This is a genomic window from Pedococcus sp. P2_E2 (genome assembly GCF_056403955.1).
This window is the reverse complement of the sequence record NZ_JBFUEM010000001.1, coordinates 1,053,201-1,069,899: the sequence shown is the minus strand read 5'-3', so window position 1 is coordinate 1,069,899 and position 16,699 is coordinate 1,053,201. Positions and strand designations below refer to the sequence as shown.

Genomic DNA, 16,699 nt, shown 5'->3' with positions numbered 1-16,699 from the left:
CTCAGGCTGAGATCTCGTCCAACGCGGCCACCAGCTCGTCGGGGAGCTCGAGGGACTCGCTGGCGAGCGAGGTGCGCAGCTGTGCCGTGGTCCGGGCGCCGACAACGGGGCTGACCACGCCCGGCCGGTCTCGCACCCACGCCAGGGCGACCTCGGCCAGGCTGACCTCCAGCCCCTTGGCGGCGATGGCGAGCGCCTCGACGATCCCGGTGCTGCGGTCATCGAGGTAGCGGGCCGTGAACCGGGGGAAGTCTCGCGAGGCTGCTCTGGAGTCTGCGGGCACCCCGTTGCGGTACTTGCCGGTCAGCACGCCCCGGCCCAGCGGCGACCATGGCAGCAGCCCGAACCCCAGGGCCTGTGCGGCGGCCAGCAGGTCGGGCTCGGCGCTGCGGTTGGCAAGGGAGTACTCGATCTCGTTGGCCACCAAGGGGACTCGCGCCTGCTCCAGCAGCGACATCGCCCGGGCCGCCTGCCAGCCACTGAAGTTCGACACACCGACATAGCGCGCACGCCCGGTGTTGACGGCCCATTCCAGCGCCGACAACGTCTCGGTCAGTGGCGCCTCGTCCGACCAGGTGTGGACCAGCCAGAGGTCCACATGGTCGGTCCCGAGCCGTTCGAGTGAGGTGTCCAGCTGGCTGAGCAGGCTGTGCCGTGAGGTGTCCACGACGCGGTTGCCGGAGCGGCGGGAGATGCCGGACTTGGTGCAGATGACCAGGTCCTCCCGCTGGACGTCGTCGTCGATGAGGCGGCCGATGATCTCCTCGGAGGCGCCGTCGGAGTAGCCGTGTGCGGTGTCGACGAGGTTCCCCCCGGCATCGAGGAATGTGCGCAGCTGCTCGCGTGCGCCTTCCTCGTCGGTGGTCCGGCCCCACGTCATCGTCCCGAGGGCAAGGCGGGACACCGACAGTCCGGAGGTGCCCATTCGTCGCTGGCGCATGGTCCCGTACGGTAGTCGGCCGCCGCCCGGCTGACGCGGCGCACTCGCCGCTAACCTCGCACCCATGGAACTCGGTGTGAACCTCGGCTACTTCGGCATGGGCGTGGACCAGGACAACGTGGCGGTCGCGCAGGAGGCCGATCGGCTCGGGTATGCCGTGGCGTGGGCTGCCGAGGCGTACGGCTCGGACGTCCCCACCGTGTTGTCGTGGATCGGCGCCCTCACCGAGCGGATCGACCTCGGTGCGGCAGTGATGCAGATCCCGGCGCGGACGCCGGCCATGACGGCGATGACCGCGGCCACGCTCGACACCCTGTCCAAGGGCCGCTTCCGCCTGGGCCTGGGCGTCAGTGGTCCCCAGGTCAGCGAAGGGTGGCACGGTGTCCCGTTCGGGGCGCCGCTCGGGCGGACGCGCGAGTACGTCGACATCGTGCGGATGGCCCTGCGACGGGAGAGCCTGGCGTATGCCGGGAAGCACTTCACGCTCCCGGTGGCCGACGGCCCCGGCAAGGCCCTCAAGCTGACGATCCACCCGCCGCGTCCAGATCTCCCGATCTACCTCGCGGCTGTGGGGCCCAAGAACCTGGAGCTCGCAGGGGAGGTGGCCGACGGGTGGCACGCGATCTTCTTCAGCCCCGAGCACTCCGGCGACCTGGTGCAGTCCGTGGTCACTGGCCGCAGGCGTGCCGGCCGGGGGACCGACGACAACCCCCTCGAGGGTTTCGACATCGCTCCGTCAGTGCCCGTCGTGATCGCCGACGACGTCGAGGCCGCCGCCGACGCGATCCGTCCCTACGCGGCCCTCTACATCGGTGGGATGGGTTCGCGGGAGCAGAACTTCTACAACCAGCTGGCGGTGCGGATGGGGTTCGAGGAGGCGGCGGCGCGGGTGCAGGACCTCTTCCTGGCCAGGCAGCACCGTGATGCCGCAGCCGCAGTTCCCTTCGAGTTCATCGACGCCACGGCTCTCATCGGCCCCCGCGACCGCATCCGGGACCGGCTGGCGCGCTACGCCGACGCCGGGGTCGGCACGCTGTCGATCGCACCCTTTGCCGGAGGGCTCGAGGACCGGCTGCATGTCGTGCGAACGATGGCGGAGCTGATGGGGGAGACTGGCCCGTGACCTCGGCGCCGCACCGCTTCCTCCTCAGGCCCGACCGCCTCACTACCCCGAAAGCAGACCGTTGACCCTGAGCTATCTCGACGCCCTCATCCTCGGCATCGTGGAGGGGCTGACCGAGTTCCTCCCGGTCTCCTCCACCGGACACCTGACGATCACCGAGAAGCTGCTCGGCCTGACGGTCGACGACCCGGGGGTGACCGCCTACACCGCGGTGATCCAGCTCGGGGCGATCGTCGCCACGCTGCTCTACTTCGGCAAGGACATCGTTCGGCTGCTCGTGGCGTGGGTGTCCGGCCTGGTGAGCGCTCCGGCCCGCGCCCACCACGACTACCAGCTGGCCTGGGCCGTGATCGTCGGGTCCATCCCCGTGGGCATCGTCGGCTTCGCGGCAAAGGACCTGATCAGCGGCGGCCTGCGCAGCCTGTGGGTGGTCGCGGTGGCCCTCATTGCCTGGAGTGCCGTGATGTGGCTCGCCGAGACCCGCCACACGATGCTCACCCGCCAGGGGATCGAGCGCGGCGAGGGGCAGGTCACCCTCGTCGACGGCGTCGTCATCGGCCTCGTGCAGTGCGTTTCCCTGGTCCCCGGTGTGTCCCGCTCCGGCGCGACGATCTCCGCCGGGTTGTTCAGGGGTCTCGACCGGCTGACGGCGACCCGCTTGTCGTTCTTCATGGCGATCCCGGCCCTGACCGCTGCGGGCATCTTCGAGCTGCTCAGCGAGACCGACCACCTCAAGCTGCTCGGCATCGGCCCGATCATCCTCGGCGTCGTGGTGTCCTTCGTCGTGGCCTACGCCTCGATCGCGTGGCTGCTGAAGTTCGTCAGCAGCAACAAGATCACGGCCTTCGTCTGGTACCGCGTCGCCCTGGGCGTGGTGCTCCTCGTCGTCCTGGCTGCGGGCTGGATGACGGCCACCTGAGGCCAGGAGTCACAGCCAACCCGACTTGCGGAACGCGCGGTAGAGGCCCACGCAGGCCGACGCCATGACGGCCAGCACGATGAAGTAGCCGTACTGCCACCGGAGTTCGGGCATGTTGTCGAAGTTCATGCCGTAGACGCCCGCGATCATCGTGGGCACGGCCGCGATCGCGACCCAGGCCGAGATCTTCCGCATGTCGCTGTTCTGCTGGACGCTGATCTGCGCGAGGTGGGCGTTGAGGATGTCGGTGAGCAGCCGGTCGTAGGACTCGACGTGGTCGATCACGCGCAGGAGGTGGTCCGCGACGTCACGGAACAGCAGCCTGACCTCCTTGTGGGGCAACGGTGACCGCGACCCGTCGTGGAGCATCCGCAGCGGCGCGGCCAGGGGGACCGCCGCGCGACGGAACTCCAGCACCTCACGCTTGAGCTGGTAGATCGTCGTCGAGCTCGCGGACCTGGACCCCGAGAAGACGGCGGCCTCGATCTCTTCGAGGTCCTTCTGCAGCTCGGCGTCGATGGAGACGTAGTTGTCGATGATGCTGTCCATCACCGCGTGGACCACCGCGATCTCTCCGTGGCGCAGCGTCTCGGTGTTGGCCTCGAGCCCCTGCCGCACCCCCGCCAGCGGGTTCGCCTCGCCCCTCCGGACGGTCACCACGAACCTGTCGCCGACGAAGAGCATCACCTCGCCGGTCTCGATGTCGGAGGTCTCCTCGATGTAGCGCAACGTCTTCATCACCACGAAGATCGTGTTGTCGTAGAGCTCCACCTTGGGTCGCTGGTTGCCCTTGACCGCGTCCTCCACGGCCAGCGGGTGCAGCTTGAGCTCGTCGTTGACGAGGTCGAACTCCGCGTCGGTGGGGTTCTTGAGCCCGATCCAGAGGAAGGCGTGGGGGTCGTCCCCACCGCGTAGCTCCTCCAGCGCGTCGCTGAGGTCGCCGCACGGCAGCCGTTGGCCCTGGCGGTAGATGGCTTGGTCGACGATCACGGCCCTACTTCACCACGTCGCGGACGAGCGAGCGAGCAGCGCGCCGTAGAGTGCGCAGGTGCCCACCGTCCTGCTGGTCCGTCACGGCCACTCCAGCGCCAACGGTGAGGGCATCCTCGCCGGCCGGCTGCCCGGCATCCACCTCACCGACCGGGGTCGCGAGCAGGCCGGCCTCCTCGCGGAACGGTTCCGCGGGCTGCCCGTCGCGCGGGTGGTGAGCAGTCCGCTCGAACGCTGCCTCGAGACTGCGACGCCCATCGCCGCGGCGGTGGGCGTCGAGGTCACCGTCGACGAGGACCTCCAGGAGTGCGGTTACGGGGCGTGGACAGGCCGGCCGCTCGGTGAGCTGGCCAAGGAGGCGTTGTGGAAAGCCGTCCAGGACGCCCCGGAGACGGCCCGGTTCCCGGACGACGACCGGTACGCCGGCGAGAGCCTTCGCGCCATGAGTGACCGCGTCGTGGCGGCCGTCAGGCGCCACGACCGGGAGGTCGGCGAGGCGTCGGGAGGCTCCATGCTGTGGGTCGCCGTGACCCACGGTGACCTCCTCAAGGCGGTCCTGGCCGACGCGACCGGGTCCGGTCTGGCCCGGTTCCAGAGCTACACCGCAGACCCCGCCTCGGTCTCGGCGGTGCGGTACGGCGGTCGACACACGTTCCTGCTGACGGCAAACGACCTGACCCCCGACCTGACCCGGTTCCAGCCGACACCCGATGCGCCGGTCGCGGGCGACGCAACCGTCGGCGGGGGAGCCGGTTAGAGTTTCGCCATGGGGCTCGTCGAGTTTGATCCACCGGACCGGTTCGTCGCCGGCACCGTCGGCCCGCCGGGGCAGCGCACCTTCTTCCTCCAGGCCAGCGAGGGACGTCGACTGACCAGCGTCTCGCTGGAGAAGCAGCAGGTGTCGGTCCTCGCCGACCGCATCAACGACCTGCTCGACAGCTATGCAGCGGGGGAGGGTGGCGACCACGCCGCGGCCGAGGTCGTCGACAACGCACCGCTCGACACCCCGATCGAGGACGAGTTCCGTGTCACTGCGCTGAGCCTGGCCTGGGACGACACCCGGCACGTCGTGGTGATCGAGTGCCTCGACCGAGACCCCGACGACCCCGAGGCTGCCGTCGACCCGGAGGTCCTCACCGAGGAACCTCGACAGGTGCGGGTGGTGCTCTCCCCGTCGAGGGCTCGGGCGTTCGCGCGCCGGGCCCAGTCGGTCGTGTCCGCCGGTCGCCCGCCCTGCCCGTTCTGCGGTGGCCCGCTCGAACCAGAGGGGCACATCTGCCCCCGCGCGAACGGCTACAAGCGCTGACCCAGCCAGCAGGCGGCGCACGGGTCACCCTCGACCTCCTGACGCGCGCAGACCTGGTGGTGCTCGGGGCGTTGGCCGACGCCTCCAACCTCGCCCTGCTCGTGCGACTCGGCGACGACGAGGGACCGCTGGCCATCTACAAGCCGATCGAGGGCGAGCGACCTCTCTGGGACTTCCCTGACGGGTCGCTGGCGGCCCGCGAGGTGGCTGCCCACCTGGTCAGCGCCGAGGGTGGGTGGGACGTGGTGCCAGAGACCGTGCTGCGCGACGGACCCCGTGGTCCCGGATCGGTGCAGCGGTGGGTCGGCGACCCGCAGACCCAGCCGGAGTACGTCGTCGACGTCGTGGCGCCCGACGCCGTTCCGAAGGGATGGCTGGCTGTGCTCCGCGGACAGGACGAGCGTGGCCGGCCGGTCGTGGTCGTGCACGAGGACAGCACGGACGTCCGGGGAGTCGCGGCCTTCGACGCGGTGATCAACAACTCCGACCGCAAGGGCTCGCACCTCGTCCGTGAGGGCGAGCGCCTGCGAGGGTTCGACCACGGCGTGAGCCTGCACCAGGACGACAAGCTGCGGACCGTGCTCTGGGGCTTCGCTGGTCAGCCGCTGTCCTCAGCCGACCTGTCCCGGATCACGACCGTGCGCGACGCCCTGCGCGACGCGACGTCGTCGCTGCACCGCGGCCTGTCAGGACTGCTGACCACGGCCGAGCTCTCCGCCCTGGAGGCCCGCTGCGCGGCGCTGCTCGCCGAGGCGGCATACCCACTGCCCACCGGCGAGTGGCCGGCCATCCCGTGGCCGCCGGTGTGAAGGGCCCCCGTAGGCTTCCGCTGTGATCTCCTGGCCCACGCCCTTCCTCCCCACCGTGCCCGGCACCGGCCACCCCGTGCAGGTCTTCGACTCCGCGACCGGCGCGGTCCGCGCCATCACCCCTGGACCGACCGCGCGGATGTACGTCTGCGGGATCACGCCCTACGACGCCACCCACATGGGGCACGCCGCCACGTACGTCACGTTCGACATCCTCGGTCGCGCACTGCGAGACGCGGGGCACGACGTCGAGTACGTCCAGAACATCACCGACGTCGACGACCCGCTTCTCGAGCGAGCCGCGCGCGACGGGATCAAGTGGGAAGACCTTGCCGCGATGGAGATCTCGCTGTTCCGCGAGGACATGACCGCGCTGGCGGTCATTCCTCCAGACCACTACGTGGGTGTCGTCGAGAGCATCGAACCCGTCGGAGCCGCCGTCCGCGCACTGCTCGAGCGGGGAGCTGCCTACCCGGTCGACACCGCGGAGTCCGACGGAGACGACCTCTACCTCGACATCTCGGCGGACGCCGGCTTCGGCGCGGTGTCCAACTGGAACCGCGAGGAGATGCTCGCGGTCTTTGCCGACCGTGGCGGCGACCCCGATCGGGTCGGCAAGCGCGACGAGCTCGACCCCCTTCTGTGGCGGGCCGCTCGCGAGGGTGAACCGTCCTGGACGGTCGAGGGTCTGCCCGACGGTCGGCCCGGCTGGCACGTCGAGTGCACCGCGATCGCGCTGGAGCACCTGGGCATGGCCTTCGACATCCAGGGTGGGGGGACGGACCTGATCTTCCCCCACCACGAGATGAGCGCGACCCAGGCCGTGGTGCTGACCGACGAGCGGCCCTTCGCACGGACCTACACCCACCAGGCGATGGTGGGTCTGGACGGCCAGAAGATGAGCAAGTCCAAGGGCAACCTCGTGCTCGTCTCCAAGCTGCGCGCTGACGGCGTCGACCCGATGGCCATCCGTCTGGCGCTGCTTGCCCAGCACTACCGCACGGAGTGGTCGTGGACCGACTCCGTGCTGGAGGCGGCCCAGGAGCGGCTGGAGACCTGGCGCGCCGCCCTCTCGGTCAACACGGCACCCGACTCCACGGACGCCGTCGAGGCGATCCGCGCGCGGGTGGCCGAGGACCTCGACACCCCGGGCGCACTGGCTGCCGTTGACGCGTGGGCCCGGCAGACCCTGACCCGCGGCGGCACGAGCAGCTCCGCCGCGGGGGTGCTCTCCCGCGCCCTCGACGCCATCCTCGGAGTCAGGGTCTGAGGCTGGTCAGTCCCGACTGAGCCCCTCGGTCACCCCGCGTCAGGCGGTCGCGGCGTCCGAGAGGAGCTGGGCGAGAGCCCTCGGCTTGGTGACCATGGGCCAGTGGCCCGAGTCGATGTCGACCAGGTCGAGGTGCCTTGCCTTCGCGAGCTCACGAAGCTCACCGTCGTCGATCCACGCCTGGGCCTGCGCAGGGTCGAACTCGGGGCACACCAGCACGACCGGGACGTCGAACCGCCGCTCGTCGGTGAGGTGGACCACCCCCTTGGTCACCCCCTCGGGGACCGCGATGGCCGCAGCCTCGAAGGCTCGCCTGGCCTCCTCGTCGAGGTCGGCCGAGTCCGCTCCCTCGAACGGCCCCCAGCCGGGGAACGGCATGACGCCATCCGTGGTCTCGAAGAAGTCCGCGTAGGCCTCTCCGTCTGCGGACGGGAAGCCGCCGATCAGGGCAACCCGGGCCACCTTGTCAGGCCGGGCATCGGCCGCCAGCCACGCGAGGGTGCAGGCGGCGGAGTGCCCCACGACCATGGGAGGGTGGGCGGCAAGGTCCACCGCGCTGAGCACCGCCGCGACCTGGTCGTCCAGCGAGGCCTCCGTTGCGCCGTCACCTTGACCGGGGAGGGTGATCGGTACGGGGCGGTGGCCGAGGGCCTCGAGCTCCGGCACGACGGCGTCCCAGGCGGATCCGTCGAGCCACAGTCCGGCGATCAGCAGGATGTCCATGGTCAGGCCCCTTTCCAGCGCGGGCTCGGTGCCCGACGGTGAGGCCTGCAGGCTAGGTCCGGTTCCGGACGATGTGCGTCCGGTTCAGCGAGCGACGGGTGCCTCGGCCAGAGTCGGCTGGTCGTCCGGCTCAGCCCGGTCCCTCCTGGCCGCGGCGACGCAGGTAGCGCTCGAACTCGCGCGCGATCGCATCACCGCTTGCCTCGGGCAGGTCCGCGGTGTCCTGGGCCTCCTCGAGGGACTGGACGTACTCGGCGACCTCCTCGTCGGTGTCGGCGAGCTCGTTGATGCCGCGCTCCCACGCCTTGGCGCCCTCGGCCAGGTCGCCGTGGGGGATGGTCGCGTCGAGCAGCTCCTCGAGCCGCGAGATCAGCGCGAGGGTGGCCTTCGGCGAGGGAGAGTGGCCGGCGTAGTGCGGCACCGCGGCCCAGCAGGACAGCGACTGCATCCCCGACTGCGTGGCGGCGTCGGCCAGCACCCCGACGATGCCCGTCGGCCCCTCGTAGCGGCTCGGCTCGAGGTCGAAACGGTGGATCACGTCGTCGTCGTCGGAGGTCGCGGTCACCGGGATCGGGCGGGTGTGGGCCACATCGGCCATGAGCGCGCCGAGCGTGAACACCGTGCTCGCGCCCACCTCCTGGGCGAACTCCATGAGCTCGATGGTGAAGGCCCGCCAGCGGAAGGAGGGTTCGATGCCCTGGATCAGGATCACGTCGCGGTCCAGCCCCGCCGAGCGGGCGACGAGGATCCGGGTGGTCCGCCAGTGGATCCGGCGCCGGCCGTCCTCGAGCACCACGCGGGGCCGGTTGACCTGGAAGTCGTAGTACTCCTCCGGGTCGAGTGCTGCGATGGCCTCGGCGTCCCACACGTCGACGAGGTGGTCGACGGCTGCGGTCGCCGCCTCTCCTGCGTCGTTCCAGCCCTCGAAGGCGGCAATCACGACGGGGTTGTTGAGCTCGGGGACGTCTTCGAGTTCTATCACCACCGCTCCTTCCTCTGCTGCCGATGCGCGGTCCAGGTCCAGCCTACGGTCCGTGGTCCGGAGCCCTCTGCACGGCTGCGTATAGTCGGGCGCGCCGCCATCCCCGCACCACGAAGGCCACCCGCAATGCCGCCTCCCGAGTCCGCTCAGTCCGAGGACCCGTCGCCTCCCGTGGGCGGTCTCCCGTCCGCGGTCTTCTGGGACATGGACGGCACCCTCGTCGACACCGAGCCCTACTGGATCAACGCCGAACACGCGATCGTCGAGGAGGCCGGCGGGATCTGGAACGACGAGTACGCGCACCAGCTCGTCGGCAACGACCTCATGGTGTCGGCGGAGTTCATCCGGGACAACAGCCCTGTCTCGCTCGAACCGGTCGAGATCATCGAGGAGCTGCTCAGGCGGGTCATCGCCCAGGTCACCGAGCACGTGCCATGGCGCCCGGGTGCGGTCGAGCTGCTGACAGCCCTGGGCGAGGCCGGCGTGCCGAACGCCCTCGTGACCATGTCCTGGCGGTCGCTGGCCGACGCAGTCGTCGAGGCACTGCCACCGGGCACCTTCACCGCGGTCATCACCGGTGACGAGGTGGAGCACGGCAAACCCCACCCCGAGCCCTACCTCGCCGCGGCTCGGGCCCTCGGGGTCGAGGTCACCGACTGCGTGGCGATCGAGGACTCGCCCACCGGGGTCCGGTCTGCCGTGGCCGCCGGTGTCCCGACCTTGGCCGTGCCGCACGTCGTGCCGGTGCCCGTGATCGTGGGTGCGGTCCAGGCGCCCAGCCTGCGTGGGCTGACGCCCCGGGACCTTCGGGCCCTGTTCGTCGGTGCGCGAAGGGACGGGGCTCGCGGATAGCTCAGGCCACGGGGCCTCACTCGTCGATCGGGGTCACCTGGCCGGAGACGGCGGGGTTCAGCGCGATCTGGGCGGCGTTCTCAGGCAGCGGCGGGGGAGTGCCACCCCAGGCGGGGCAGAACTCGCGGTAGTCGCACCAGTCGCACAGCCGTGAGGTCTTGGGCCGCCAGTCGCCGGTGGTGGCGGCGTGCTCGATGGCCGTCCACACGGCCTTGAGGTTGCGCTCGAGGCTGAGCAGGTCGTGCTCGTCAGGCGCGTAGCGGACCACCTCCCCGTTGCCGAGGTAGACCAGCTGGAGCAGGCGCGGGATCTCGCCGCGCAGCCGCCACAGGACCAGGGCGTAGAACTTCATCTGGAAGAGCGCCTTGCCCTCGAAGAGCTCGCTCGGCGACCGGCCGGTCTTGTAGTCCACGACCCGCATCGCGCCGTCGGGGGCAACGTCGAGACGGTCGACGTAGCCACGCAGGACGAGGCCGTCCACGTCGGTCTCGACGTAGAGCTCGCGCTCGGCGGGCTCCAGCCGGGTCGGGTCCTCCAACGTGAACCAGGTCTCGATCAGCGCCTGCGCGTCACCGAACCAGCCGGCCTCGGTGAGCTTGTCGTCCGACAGGATCATCTCGGCCAGCTCGGGCTCCTGCTCGACGAGTGCCTCCCACTGCGGACCCAGAAGGGCCTGGGCGGCGGCCGGCGTGCGCTCCTCGGCGGGCAGGTCGAACAACCGCTCCAGGACGGCGTGCACCAGCGTGCCCCGTGCAGCTGCCGGGCTCGGCGGGGACGGCAGCTTGTCGATCGTGCGGAACCGGTAGAGCAGCGGACACTGCTTGAAGTCCGATGCTCGGCTCGGTGAGAGGGCTGGAACCATGGACCACACGGTATGCCGCGCCGCTGACAGCGGTGCCGCGGCGCACCGTCGGTGCCCCGCGGCATACCGCTCGATGACCGGTGCCGCTCGTCCGGCGTGGTGTAGTGACCCGGGTCAGCGGGTGCTCACTAGGACCCAGCCGGCCTGGACGGTGGCCCGGGCACAGGTGGGGGTCACACCGCCCTTGGCCTCGACGCTCTGGGCCGCGACCACCATCACATCCCGCAGGACAGTACGAGGGCGTCCGGGGCTGGCGCACCCGGCGGTGGGGGACTGCGAGCTGGTCAGGGTGACGGTGCCGTCCGACGAGACCGTCACGGTGCCGGAGTCGCGAGGGTTCCTGGCCAGGTTGCCCCTGTCGTCCAGCGCGTAGGTGCCGCGGCTGCCGTCGATCGCGAGGAGCATGCCGGTGCCCGGCATGATCCACACGCCACCCACCTGCGCGACCCGACGAACGGGTGTGGCGCCCGTCATCGAGAACATCGGGATCTCCGTCCCCGCGGGACTTGCCGGGGACAGTCGCACCAGGGACACAGGGGGTGCGGTGTTGCCGCAGAACTCCAGGACGTCTCCCGTGAGCTGCCTGCTCTGGCGGTACCCCGTCAGGCGGAAGGAGAAGTCGCATCCAGTGGCGTCGCGCACCCCGAGCTTGTTCCCCTTGAGGGTGTAGTGGAAGGGGGTCTCCAGGGTGTTCGCGTTGTTGCTGTACCCGCCCGTCCCGTCCGCGTAGAAGGTCCAGAGCCCGAGACCGGTCCAGACGCCGACCATCTCCTCGGGCGAGATGACCGACGGGGTTGCGGCGGGCACGGGAGGTGGCCGGTGGTGGGTGCCGCGTTCGGCCACCGCCCAGTAGGCGGTCGCCCCGCCCAGCAGGAGGGCCGCGGCCGCGCAGGCCGCTGCCAGGCGCTGTCCGCGCCGACGGCGCGACGCGCGGGCCGAGCGGTCCGTGAAGTCGGTGAACGCCGCGTCGACGTCCGCCGCCTCGAGCACGACCTCGTCCGCGAGGCTCGCGATTGCGCGTTCGAGATCTCGATCCTGCAGCGTCATCGGCCGGCTCCCATCACTGCCTGGAGGGCGGCTCGCGCCCGGTGGGTGTGCTGTTTGACGCTGCCCACACTGATGTCCAGCTCGGCCGAGGTCTCGGCCTCGCTGAGTCCCAGCAGGAACCGGCACACGATGACTTCGCGCTGACGGAGTGGGAGTGCCCGGATGGCCCTGCCCAGGCGGTGCGTCTCGTCGAGCAGGACGGCAGAGTCCTCCGAGCTGGGCACCAGCTCCGGCGATCCGAGCTCGCTCACCGCCCTCCGACCCCGGATGAGCCACCGCTGCCTGGATCGGCACTGGTTGAACACCACGGACCGGAGGTAGGGCAGCAGGGCGCCGCGGTCTCGCAGGGTGCCCCAGTGCAGGTGCAGGGAGACGAACGCCTCTTGTGCGACGTCCTCGGCGGCGCTGCGGTCGCCGAGCAGGCAGTAGGCGAGGCGGACCATGCTGCCGAACTGCTCGCGGAACAACGCCTCGACCACGGCGTCCTTGTCGTGGGATGTGGGCGCCTCGAAGGCGAGCACGACCGCTGACTCCTCGCCACCGTTCACTCCGGCCTCCCGGCACCAGTCTCCTGCGGTGTAGTCGTCACAGCGCGCTGGAGGTTGACACGGATGTCGGGGAATTTTCGAAAAAGCTGGAAACGGCAGGAGTCTGCATCGGGATCGGCGGGGCCAGAGACCTTCAAAGAATCTTCCGCGGCGCCGACGTCAACCTTTTGGTCGGCATCGACGACTACCCCACATGCAACCAAAAACTATGCAGCAGAGGCACATTCGTCGCCTGGCGCCCACCGCAGCAGCTGTTGCCGCTGCGCTCATTCTATGCGTTTCCTCGACCGCCACTGCGCGGCAGGACCCAGGGCCACGGCCCCATGCCACCACCGTGTTCTGGGACTCCACCCCGTTCCGGTGTCCGGTGGAACGTGTTGGGTCCCAGATCGTCCGCTGCGACAACCTCTCGGGCGCCGGCGTCTCAGCCCCGCTCGGCATTCCCCAGCAGCACTGACTGTCGCCTGCGGCCGTGGGACTGGGGCCTGGTGGCCGGTCAGTCCTCCGGCAGGTAGCCGAGGTTGGGAGAGAGCCAGCGCTCTGCCTCGGCGAGGGTCCAGCCCTTGCGCTTGGCGTAGTCCTCGACCTGGTCCCGGCCCAGCCGACCCACGACGAAGTACTGCGACTGCGGGTGCGAGAAGTACCAGCCCGACACCGACGCGCCCGGCCACATCGCCATCGACTCGGTGAGCTCCATGCCGGTGTTCTGCTCGACCTGGAGCAGGTCCCAGAGCAGGGCCTTCTCGGTGTGGTCGGGGCAGGCCGGGTAGCCGGGAGCCGGGCGGATGCCGACGTACTTCTCGGCGATCAGGTCCTGGTTCTTCAGGTGCTCGTCGGGAGCGTAGCCCCAGAAGTCGTGACGAACGCGCTCGTGCATGCGCTCCGCGAAGGCCTCGGCAAGGCGGTCCGCCAGTGCTTCGAGCAGGATGGCGTTGTAGTCGTCCATCGCAGCCTTGAACTCGTTGACCTTGTCGTGCGAGCCGAGTCCGGCGGTGACGGCGAACGCCCCGACGTGGTCGGACCTGCCGGTGTCCCGCGGCGCCACGAAGTCGGACATGGCGCGGTTGGGGATGCCCTCACGGTGCTGCCCCTGCTGGCGCAGGGTGTGCAGCGTCGTGGCCACCGTCTCTCGGGACTCGTCGGTGTAGACCTCGATGTCGTCACCGACCGAGTTCGCGGGGAACAGTCCGATGACACCGTTGGCCCGCAGCCACTTCTGGTCGATGATCTGGTCGAGCATCTTCTGCGCGTCCTGGTAGAGCCTGGTCGCGGCCTCGCCCGTCGCCGGGTTGTTGAGGATGTCCGGGAACCGGCCCTTCATCTCCCACGCCAGGAAGAACGGTCCCCAGTCGATGTAGTCGCGCAGCTCGGCGATGGGGTAGTCCTTGAAGGTCCGCACGAACTGGGTGACGGTGCGGTTGCGCGTGCCGGACTGGCGACGCAGCAGCTCCTTCTCCTGGGCCGCGACGAGGTGCGGCACCGGCGGCCGGTAGCCGCTCCAGTCGATCGGGGTCGCCTGTTCCCGGGCCTTCTCGATGGACACGAGCGGCCGCTCGGTCGTCTTGGCCGCGTGGCGGGCGCGCAGCGAGTCGAAGTCCGCCTTCACCTCGGCCATCAGCTTGGGGCGCAGCTCGTCGGACAGCAGCTGCGCGACGACGGGCACAGAGCGGGAGGCGTCCTTCACCCAGACCACGGGGCCGTGGTACTTCTGGTCGACCTTCACGGCCGTGTGCGCCCGTGACGTGGTGGCGCCGCCGATGAGCAGCGGCAGGTCGAACCCCTGGCGCTCCATCTCCGTGGCGAAGTTGACCATCTCGTCGAGGCTCGGCGTGATCAGGCCGGACAGCCCGATGACGTCGGCCTTCTCGGCCTTGGCAGCATCGAGGATCTTCTGCGCCGGCACCATGACGCCGAGGTCGACGACGTCGTAGTTGTTGCACTGCAGGACCACGCCGACGATGTTCTTGCCGATGTCGTGGACGTCGCCCTTGACGGTGGCCATGACGACCTTGCCCTTGGCCCTGTTCTCGGCCACCTCGGCCTCGGTCTTCTCGGCCTCGATGAACGGGATGAGGTAGGCCACGGCCTTCTTCATGACCCGGGCCGACTTCACGACCTGCGGCAGGAACATCTTGCCGGCCCCGAACAGGTCGCCGACGACGTTCATCCCGTCCATGAGGGGGCCCTCGATGACCTCGATCGGACGACCGCCGCGGGCCGAGATCTCCTGGCGAAGCTCCTCGGTGTCGGTCTCGGCGTGCTCGTCGATCCCCTTGACCAGGGCGTAGGTGATGCGTTCGCCGACGGGCAGGGAACGCCATTCCTCGGCGATCGCCTCCTGCTTGGTGTCGCCGGTGTTGAACTTGTCGGCGATCTCGAGCAGCCGCTCGGTGGAGTCGGGCCGCCGGTTGAGGACGACGTCCTCGATGCGTTCGCGCAGCTCGGGGTCGACCTGGTCGTAGACCACGAGCGCACCGGCGTTGACGATTCCCATGTCCATGCCCGCCTGGATGGCGTGGTAGAGGAACACGGCGTGGATCGCCTCGCGCACGGCGTTGTTGCCGCGGAACGAGAACGACACGTTGGAGACGCCGCCCGAGACCAGCGCCCCGGGCAGGTTCTCCTTGATCCAGCGGGTCGCGTCGATGAAGTCCGTGCCGTATGCCGCGTGCTCCTCGATGCCCGTCGCCACGGCGAAGATGTTGGGATCGAAGATGATGTCCTCGGCGGGGAAACCGACCTCGGTCGTGAGGATGTCGTAGGCCCGCTTGCAGATCTCCTTGCGGCGCTGCAGGGAGTCTGCCTGGCCGTCCTCGTCGAAGGCCATCACGACGATGGCGGCGCCGTACTTGCGGCACAGCCGGGCGTGTTCGATGAAGGGCTCGACGCCTTCCTTCATCGAGATGGAGTTGACGATCGACTTGCCCTGGACGCACTTGAGCCCGGCCTCGATGACCTCCCACTTGGAGGAGTCGACCATCAGGGGCACCCGCGAGATGTCGGGCTCGGTCGCGACGAGCTTGACGAAGCGGTCCATCGCGGCGACGCCGTCGATCATGCCCTCGTCCATGTTGATGTCGATGACCTGCGCGCCGGACTCGACCTGCTGTCGCGCCACGTTGAGCGCCGTGCCGTAGTCCTCGGCCTGGATCAGCTTGCGGAACCGCGCCGACCCGGTGATGTTGGTCCGCTCCCCGACGTTGACGAACAACGACTCCTCGGTGACCGTCAAGGGCTCGAGCCCGGACAGGCGCAGGGCGGGGGCGATCTCGCTGGGCACGCGCGGCGACTGGTCGCTGGCCGCCTTCGCGATGGCGGCGATGTGGTCGGGGGTCGTCCCGCAGCAGCCACCCAGGAGGTTGACCAACCCGGACTGCGCGAACTCACCGACCACCGACGCCATCGCATCAGGGGTCTCGTCGTACTCGCCGAAGGCGTTGGGCAGCCCGGCGTTGGGGTAGCACGAGACGAAGGTGTCGGCGACGCGCGCCAGCTCCGCGGCATACGGACGCATCTCGGCAGCGCCGAGGGCGCAGTTGAGCCCGACCGCGAGGGGACGGGCGTGGCGGACCGAGTTCCAGAAGGCCTCGGTGACCTGACCCGAGAGGGTGCGACCGGAGGCGTCGGTGATGGTGCCGGAGATGATGACCGGCCAGCGACGGTCGTGCTCCTCGAACAGCGTCTCGAGGGCGAAGATGGCGGCCTTGGCGTTGAGGGTGTCGAAGATCGTCTCGACGATCAGCAGGTCGGAGCCACCGTCGACCAGCCCGCGGGCCTGTTCGAGGTAGGCCTCGACCAGCTCGTCGAAGGTGACGTTGCGCTTGCCCGGGTCGTTGACGTCGGGGGAGATGGACGCGGTGCGGTTCGTCGGGCCCAGTGCCCCGAGCACCCAGCGCGGCTGGTCCGGCGTCCTGGCAGTCATGTCGTCGCACGCCTGGCGCGCGAGGCGCGCGGCGGCGAGGTTGATCTCGTAGCCGAGGTCCTCCATGCCGTAGTCGGCGAGGGAGATCCGCTGCGCGTTGAAGGTGTTGGTCTCGATGAGGTCGGCACCTGCTTCGAGGTATGCCGTGTGGATGCCGCGGATGATCTCCGGCTGGGTCAGGCTCAGCAGGTCGTTGTTGCCCTTGAGGTCGCTGTCCCAGTCGGCGAAACGCTCGCCGCGGTAGTCGGCCTCGCCGAGCCCCTCGCGCTGGATCATCGTCCCCATCGCGCCGTCCATGACGAGGATGCGCTCGGTGAGCGCGGTCGTCAGCTGGTCGGTGGCATCGGGCCGAAGTGTGGGGGAGTCAGGCACCGCACAAGTATGGCCCAGTGCGGGAATCGACGTC

Annotated in this window: 15 protein-coding genes; 7 read left to right on the top strand and 8 right to left on the bottom strand. The window is 69.7% G+C overall.

The annotated features are described in order from the left end of the window. Position 1: 1 nt before the first annotated feature. Complete coding sequence (locus AC1DWR_RS05055; RefSeq protein ID WP_477612898.1) at positions 2–940, bottom strand: aldo/keto reductase; 939 nt, start codon at positions 938–940, stop codon at positions 2–4. Positions 941–1,004: 64 nt separating this feature from the next. Between AC1DWR_RS05055 and AC1DWR_RS05050 the strand changes: the two genes are divergently transcribed. Continuing rightward, complete coding sequence (locus AC1DWR_RS05050; protein ID WP_477612899.1) at positions 1,005–2,063, top strand: LLM class F420-dependent oxidoreductase; 1,059 nt, start codon at positions 1,005–1,007, stop codon at positions 2,061–2,063. A gap of 61 nt (positions 2,064–2,124) precedes the next feature. Next, positions 2,125–2,982 (top strand): undecaprenyl-diphosphate phosphatase, encoded by an 858-nt coding sequence (locus tag AC1DWR_RS05045; protein ID WP_477623787.1) that lies wholly within the window; start codon positions 2,125–2,127, stop codon positions 2,980–2,982. 9 nt (positions 2,983–2,991) lie between these two features. Here the strand turns inward: AC1DWR_RS05045 and corA are convergent, their stop codons facing one another. Beyond that, positions 2,992–3,972, bottom strand: a complete 981-nt coding sequence (gene corA / locus AC1DWR_RS05040) for a magnesium/cobalt transporter CorA (protein WP_477623786.1) — start codon at positions 3,970–3,972, stop codon at positions 2,992–2,994. Positions 3,973–4,030: 58 nt separating this feature from the next. On the opposite strand from corA, the gene AC1DWR_RS05035 reads away from it, so the two are divergent. The 4 genes from AC1DWR_RS05035 to mshC are packed head-to-tail and all read left to right on the top strand — an operon-like array spanning position 4,031 to position 7,357. Beyond that, positions 4,031–4,729 (top strand): MSMEG_4193 family putative phosphomutase, encoded by a 699-nt coding sequence (locus tag AC1DWR_RS05035; protein ID WP_477623785.1) that lies wholly within the window; start codon positions 4,031–4,033, stop codon positions 4,727–4,729. 9 nt (positions 4,730–4,738) lie between these two features. Further along, positions 4,739–5,278, top strand: a complete 540-nt coding sequence (locus tag AC1DWR_RS05030; protein WP_477612903.1) for a DUF3090 domain-containing protein — start codon at positions 4,739–4,741, stop codon at positions 5,276–5,278. Then, positions 5,215–6,087: an SCO1664 family protein gene (locus AC1DWR_RS05025; RefSeq protein WP_477623821.1), complete on the top strand. Its 873-nt coding sequence runs from the start codon at positions 5,215–5,217 to the stop codon at positions 6,085–6,087. The genes AC1DWR_RS05030 and AC1DWR_RS05025 overlap by 64 nt, the downstream gene beginning before the upstream one ends. A 22-nt stretch (positions 6,088–6,109) precedes the next feature. After that, positions 6,110–7,357: a cysteine--1-D-myo-inosityl 2-amino-2-deoxy-alpha-D-glucopyranoside ligase gene (mshC, locus tag AC1DWR_RS05020; protein ID WP_477623784.1), complete on the top strand. Its 1,248-nt coding sequence runs from the start codon at positions 6,110–6,112 to the stop codon at positions 7,355–7,357. A gap of 39 nt (positions 7,358–7,396) precedes the next feature. Here the strand turns inward: mshC and AC1DWR_RS05015 are convergent, their stop codons facing one another. Continuing rightward, positions 7,397–8,080: an alpha/beta fold hydrolase gene (locus AC1DWR_RS05015; protein ID WP_477623783.1), complete on the bottom strand. Its 684-nt coding sequence runs from the start codon at positions 8,078–8,080 to the stop codon at positions 7,397–7,399. A gap of 130 nt (positions 8,081–8,210) precedes the next feature. Beyond that, the gene (locus AC1DWR_RS05010) at positions 8,211–9,062 is read right to left on the bottom strand and encodes a PAC2 family protein (protein ID WP_477612906.1); all 852 of its coding nucleotides are present in this window, start codon (positions 9,060–9,062) and stop codon (positions 8,211–8,213) included. 126 nt (positions 9,063–9,188) lie between these two features. On the opposite strand from AC1DWR_RS05010, the gene AC1DWR_RS05005 reads away from it, so the two are divergent. Next, a complete protein-coding gene (locus AC1DWR_RS05005) occupies positions 9,189–9,914 on the top strand; it encodes an HAD family hydrolase (protein ID WP_477623782.1) in 726 nt (241 codons plus the stop codon). 16 nt (positions 9,915–9,930) lie between these two features. On the opposite strand, the gene AC1DWR_RS05000 is transcribed toward AC1DWR_RS05005, so the two are convergent. From AC1DWR_RS05000 to metH, 4 genes are all read right to left on the bottom strand, one after another. Continuing rightward, positions 9,931–10,776 carry a RecB family exonuclease gene (locus tag AC1DWR_RS05000; RefSeq protein WP_477623781.1) on the bottom strand — a complete coding sequence of 282 codons (846 nt, stop codon included), beginning with the start codon at positions 10,774–10,776 and terminating at the stop codon, positions 9,931–9,933. A gap of 114 nt (positions 10,777–10,890) precedes the next feature. Further along, on the bottom strand, positions 10,891–11,823 hold the full coding sequence (locus tag AC1DWR_RS04995) for a hypothetical protein (RefSeq protein ID WP_477623780.1): 933 nt from the start codon (positions 11,821–11,823) through the stop codon (positions 10,891–10,893). Next, a complete protein-coding gene (locus AC1DWR_RS04990) occupies positions 11,820–12,371 on the bottom strand; it encodes an RNA polymerase sigma factor (RefSeq protein ID WP_477623779.1) in 552 nt (183 codons plus the stop codon). Before AC1DWR_RS04990 ends, AC1DWR_RS04995 begins: the two co-directional genes overlap by 4 nt. 496 nt (positions 12,372–12,867) lie before the next feature. Further along, positions 12,868–16,665 carry a methionine synthase gene (gene metH / locus AC1DWR_RS04985; RefSeq protein ID WP_477623778.1) on the bottom strand — a complete coding sequence of 1,266 codons (3,798 nt, stop codon included), beginning with the start codon at positions 16,663–16,665 and terminating at the stop codon, positions 12,868–12,870. Positions 16,666–16,699 lie beyond the last annotated feature (34 nt).

Coding starts and splice junctions, on each gene's coding strand:
- AC1DWR_RS05005 (WP_477623782.1), top strand. CDS start 9,189: ATGCCGCCTCCCGAGTCCGCTCAGTCCGAGGACCCGTCGCCTCCCGTG.
- AC1DWR_RS04995 (WP_477623780.1), bottom strand. CDS start 11,823: ATGACGCTGCAGGATCGAGATCTCGAACGCGCAATCGCGAGCCTCGCG.
- AC1DWR_RS05050 (WP_477612899.1), top strand. CDS start 1,005: ATGGAACTCGGTGTGAACCTCGGCTACTTCGGCATGGGCGTGGACCAG.
- AC1DWR_RS05055 (WP_477612898.1), bottom strand. CDS start 940: ATGCGCCAGCGACGAATGGGCACCTCCGGACTGTCGGTGTCCCGCCTT.
- AC1DWR_RS05030 (WP_477612903.1), top strand. CDS start 4,739: ATGGGGCTCGTCGAGTTTGATCCACCGGACCGGTTCGTCGCCGGCACC.
- AC1DWR_RS05015 (WP_477623783.1), bottom strand. CDS start 8,080: ATGGACATCCTGCTGATCGCCGGACTGTGGCTCGACGGATCCGCCTGG.
- AC1DWR_RS05000 (WP_477623781.1), bottom strand. CDS start 10,776: ATGGTTCCAGCCCTCTCACCGAGCCGAGCATCGGACTTCAAGCAGTGT.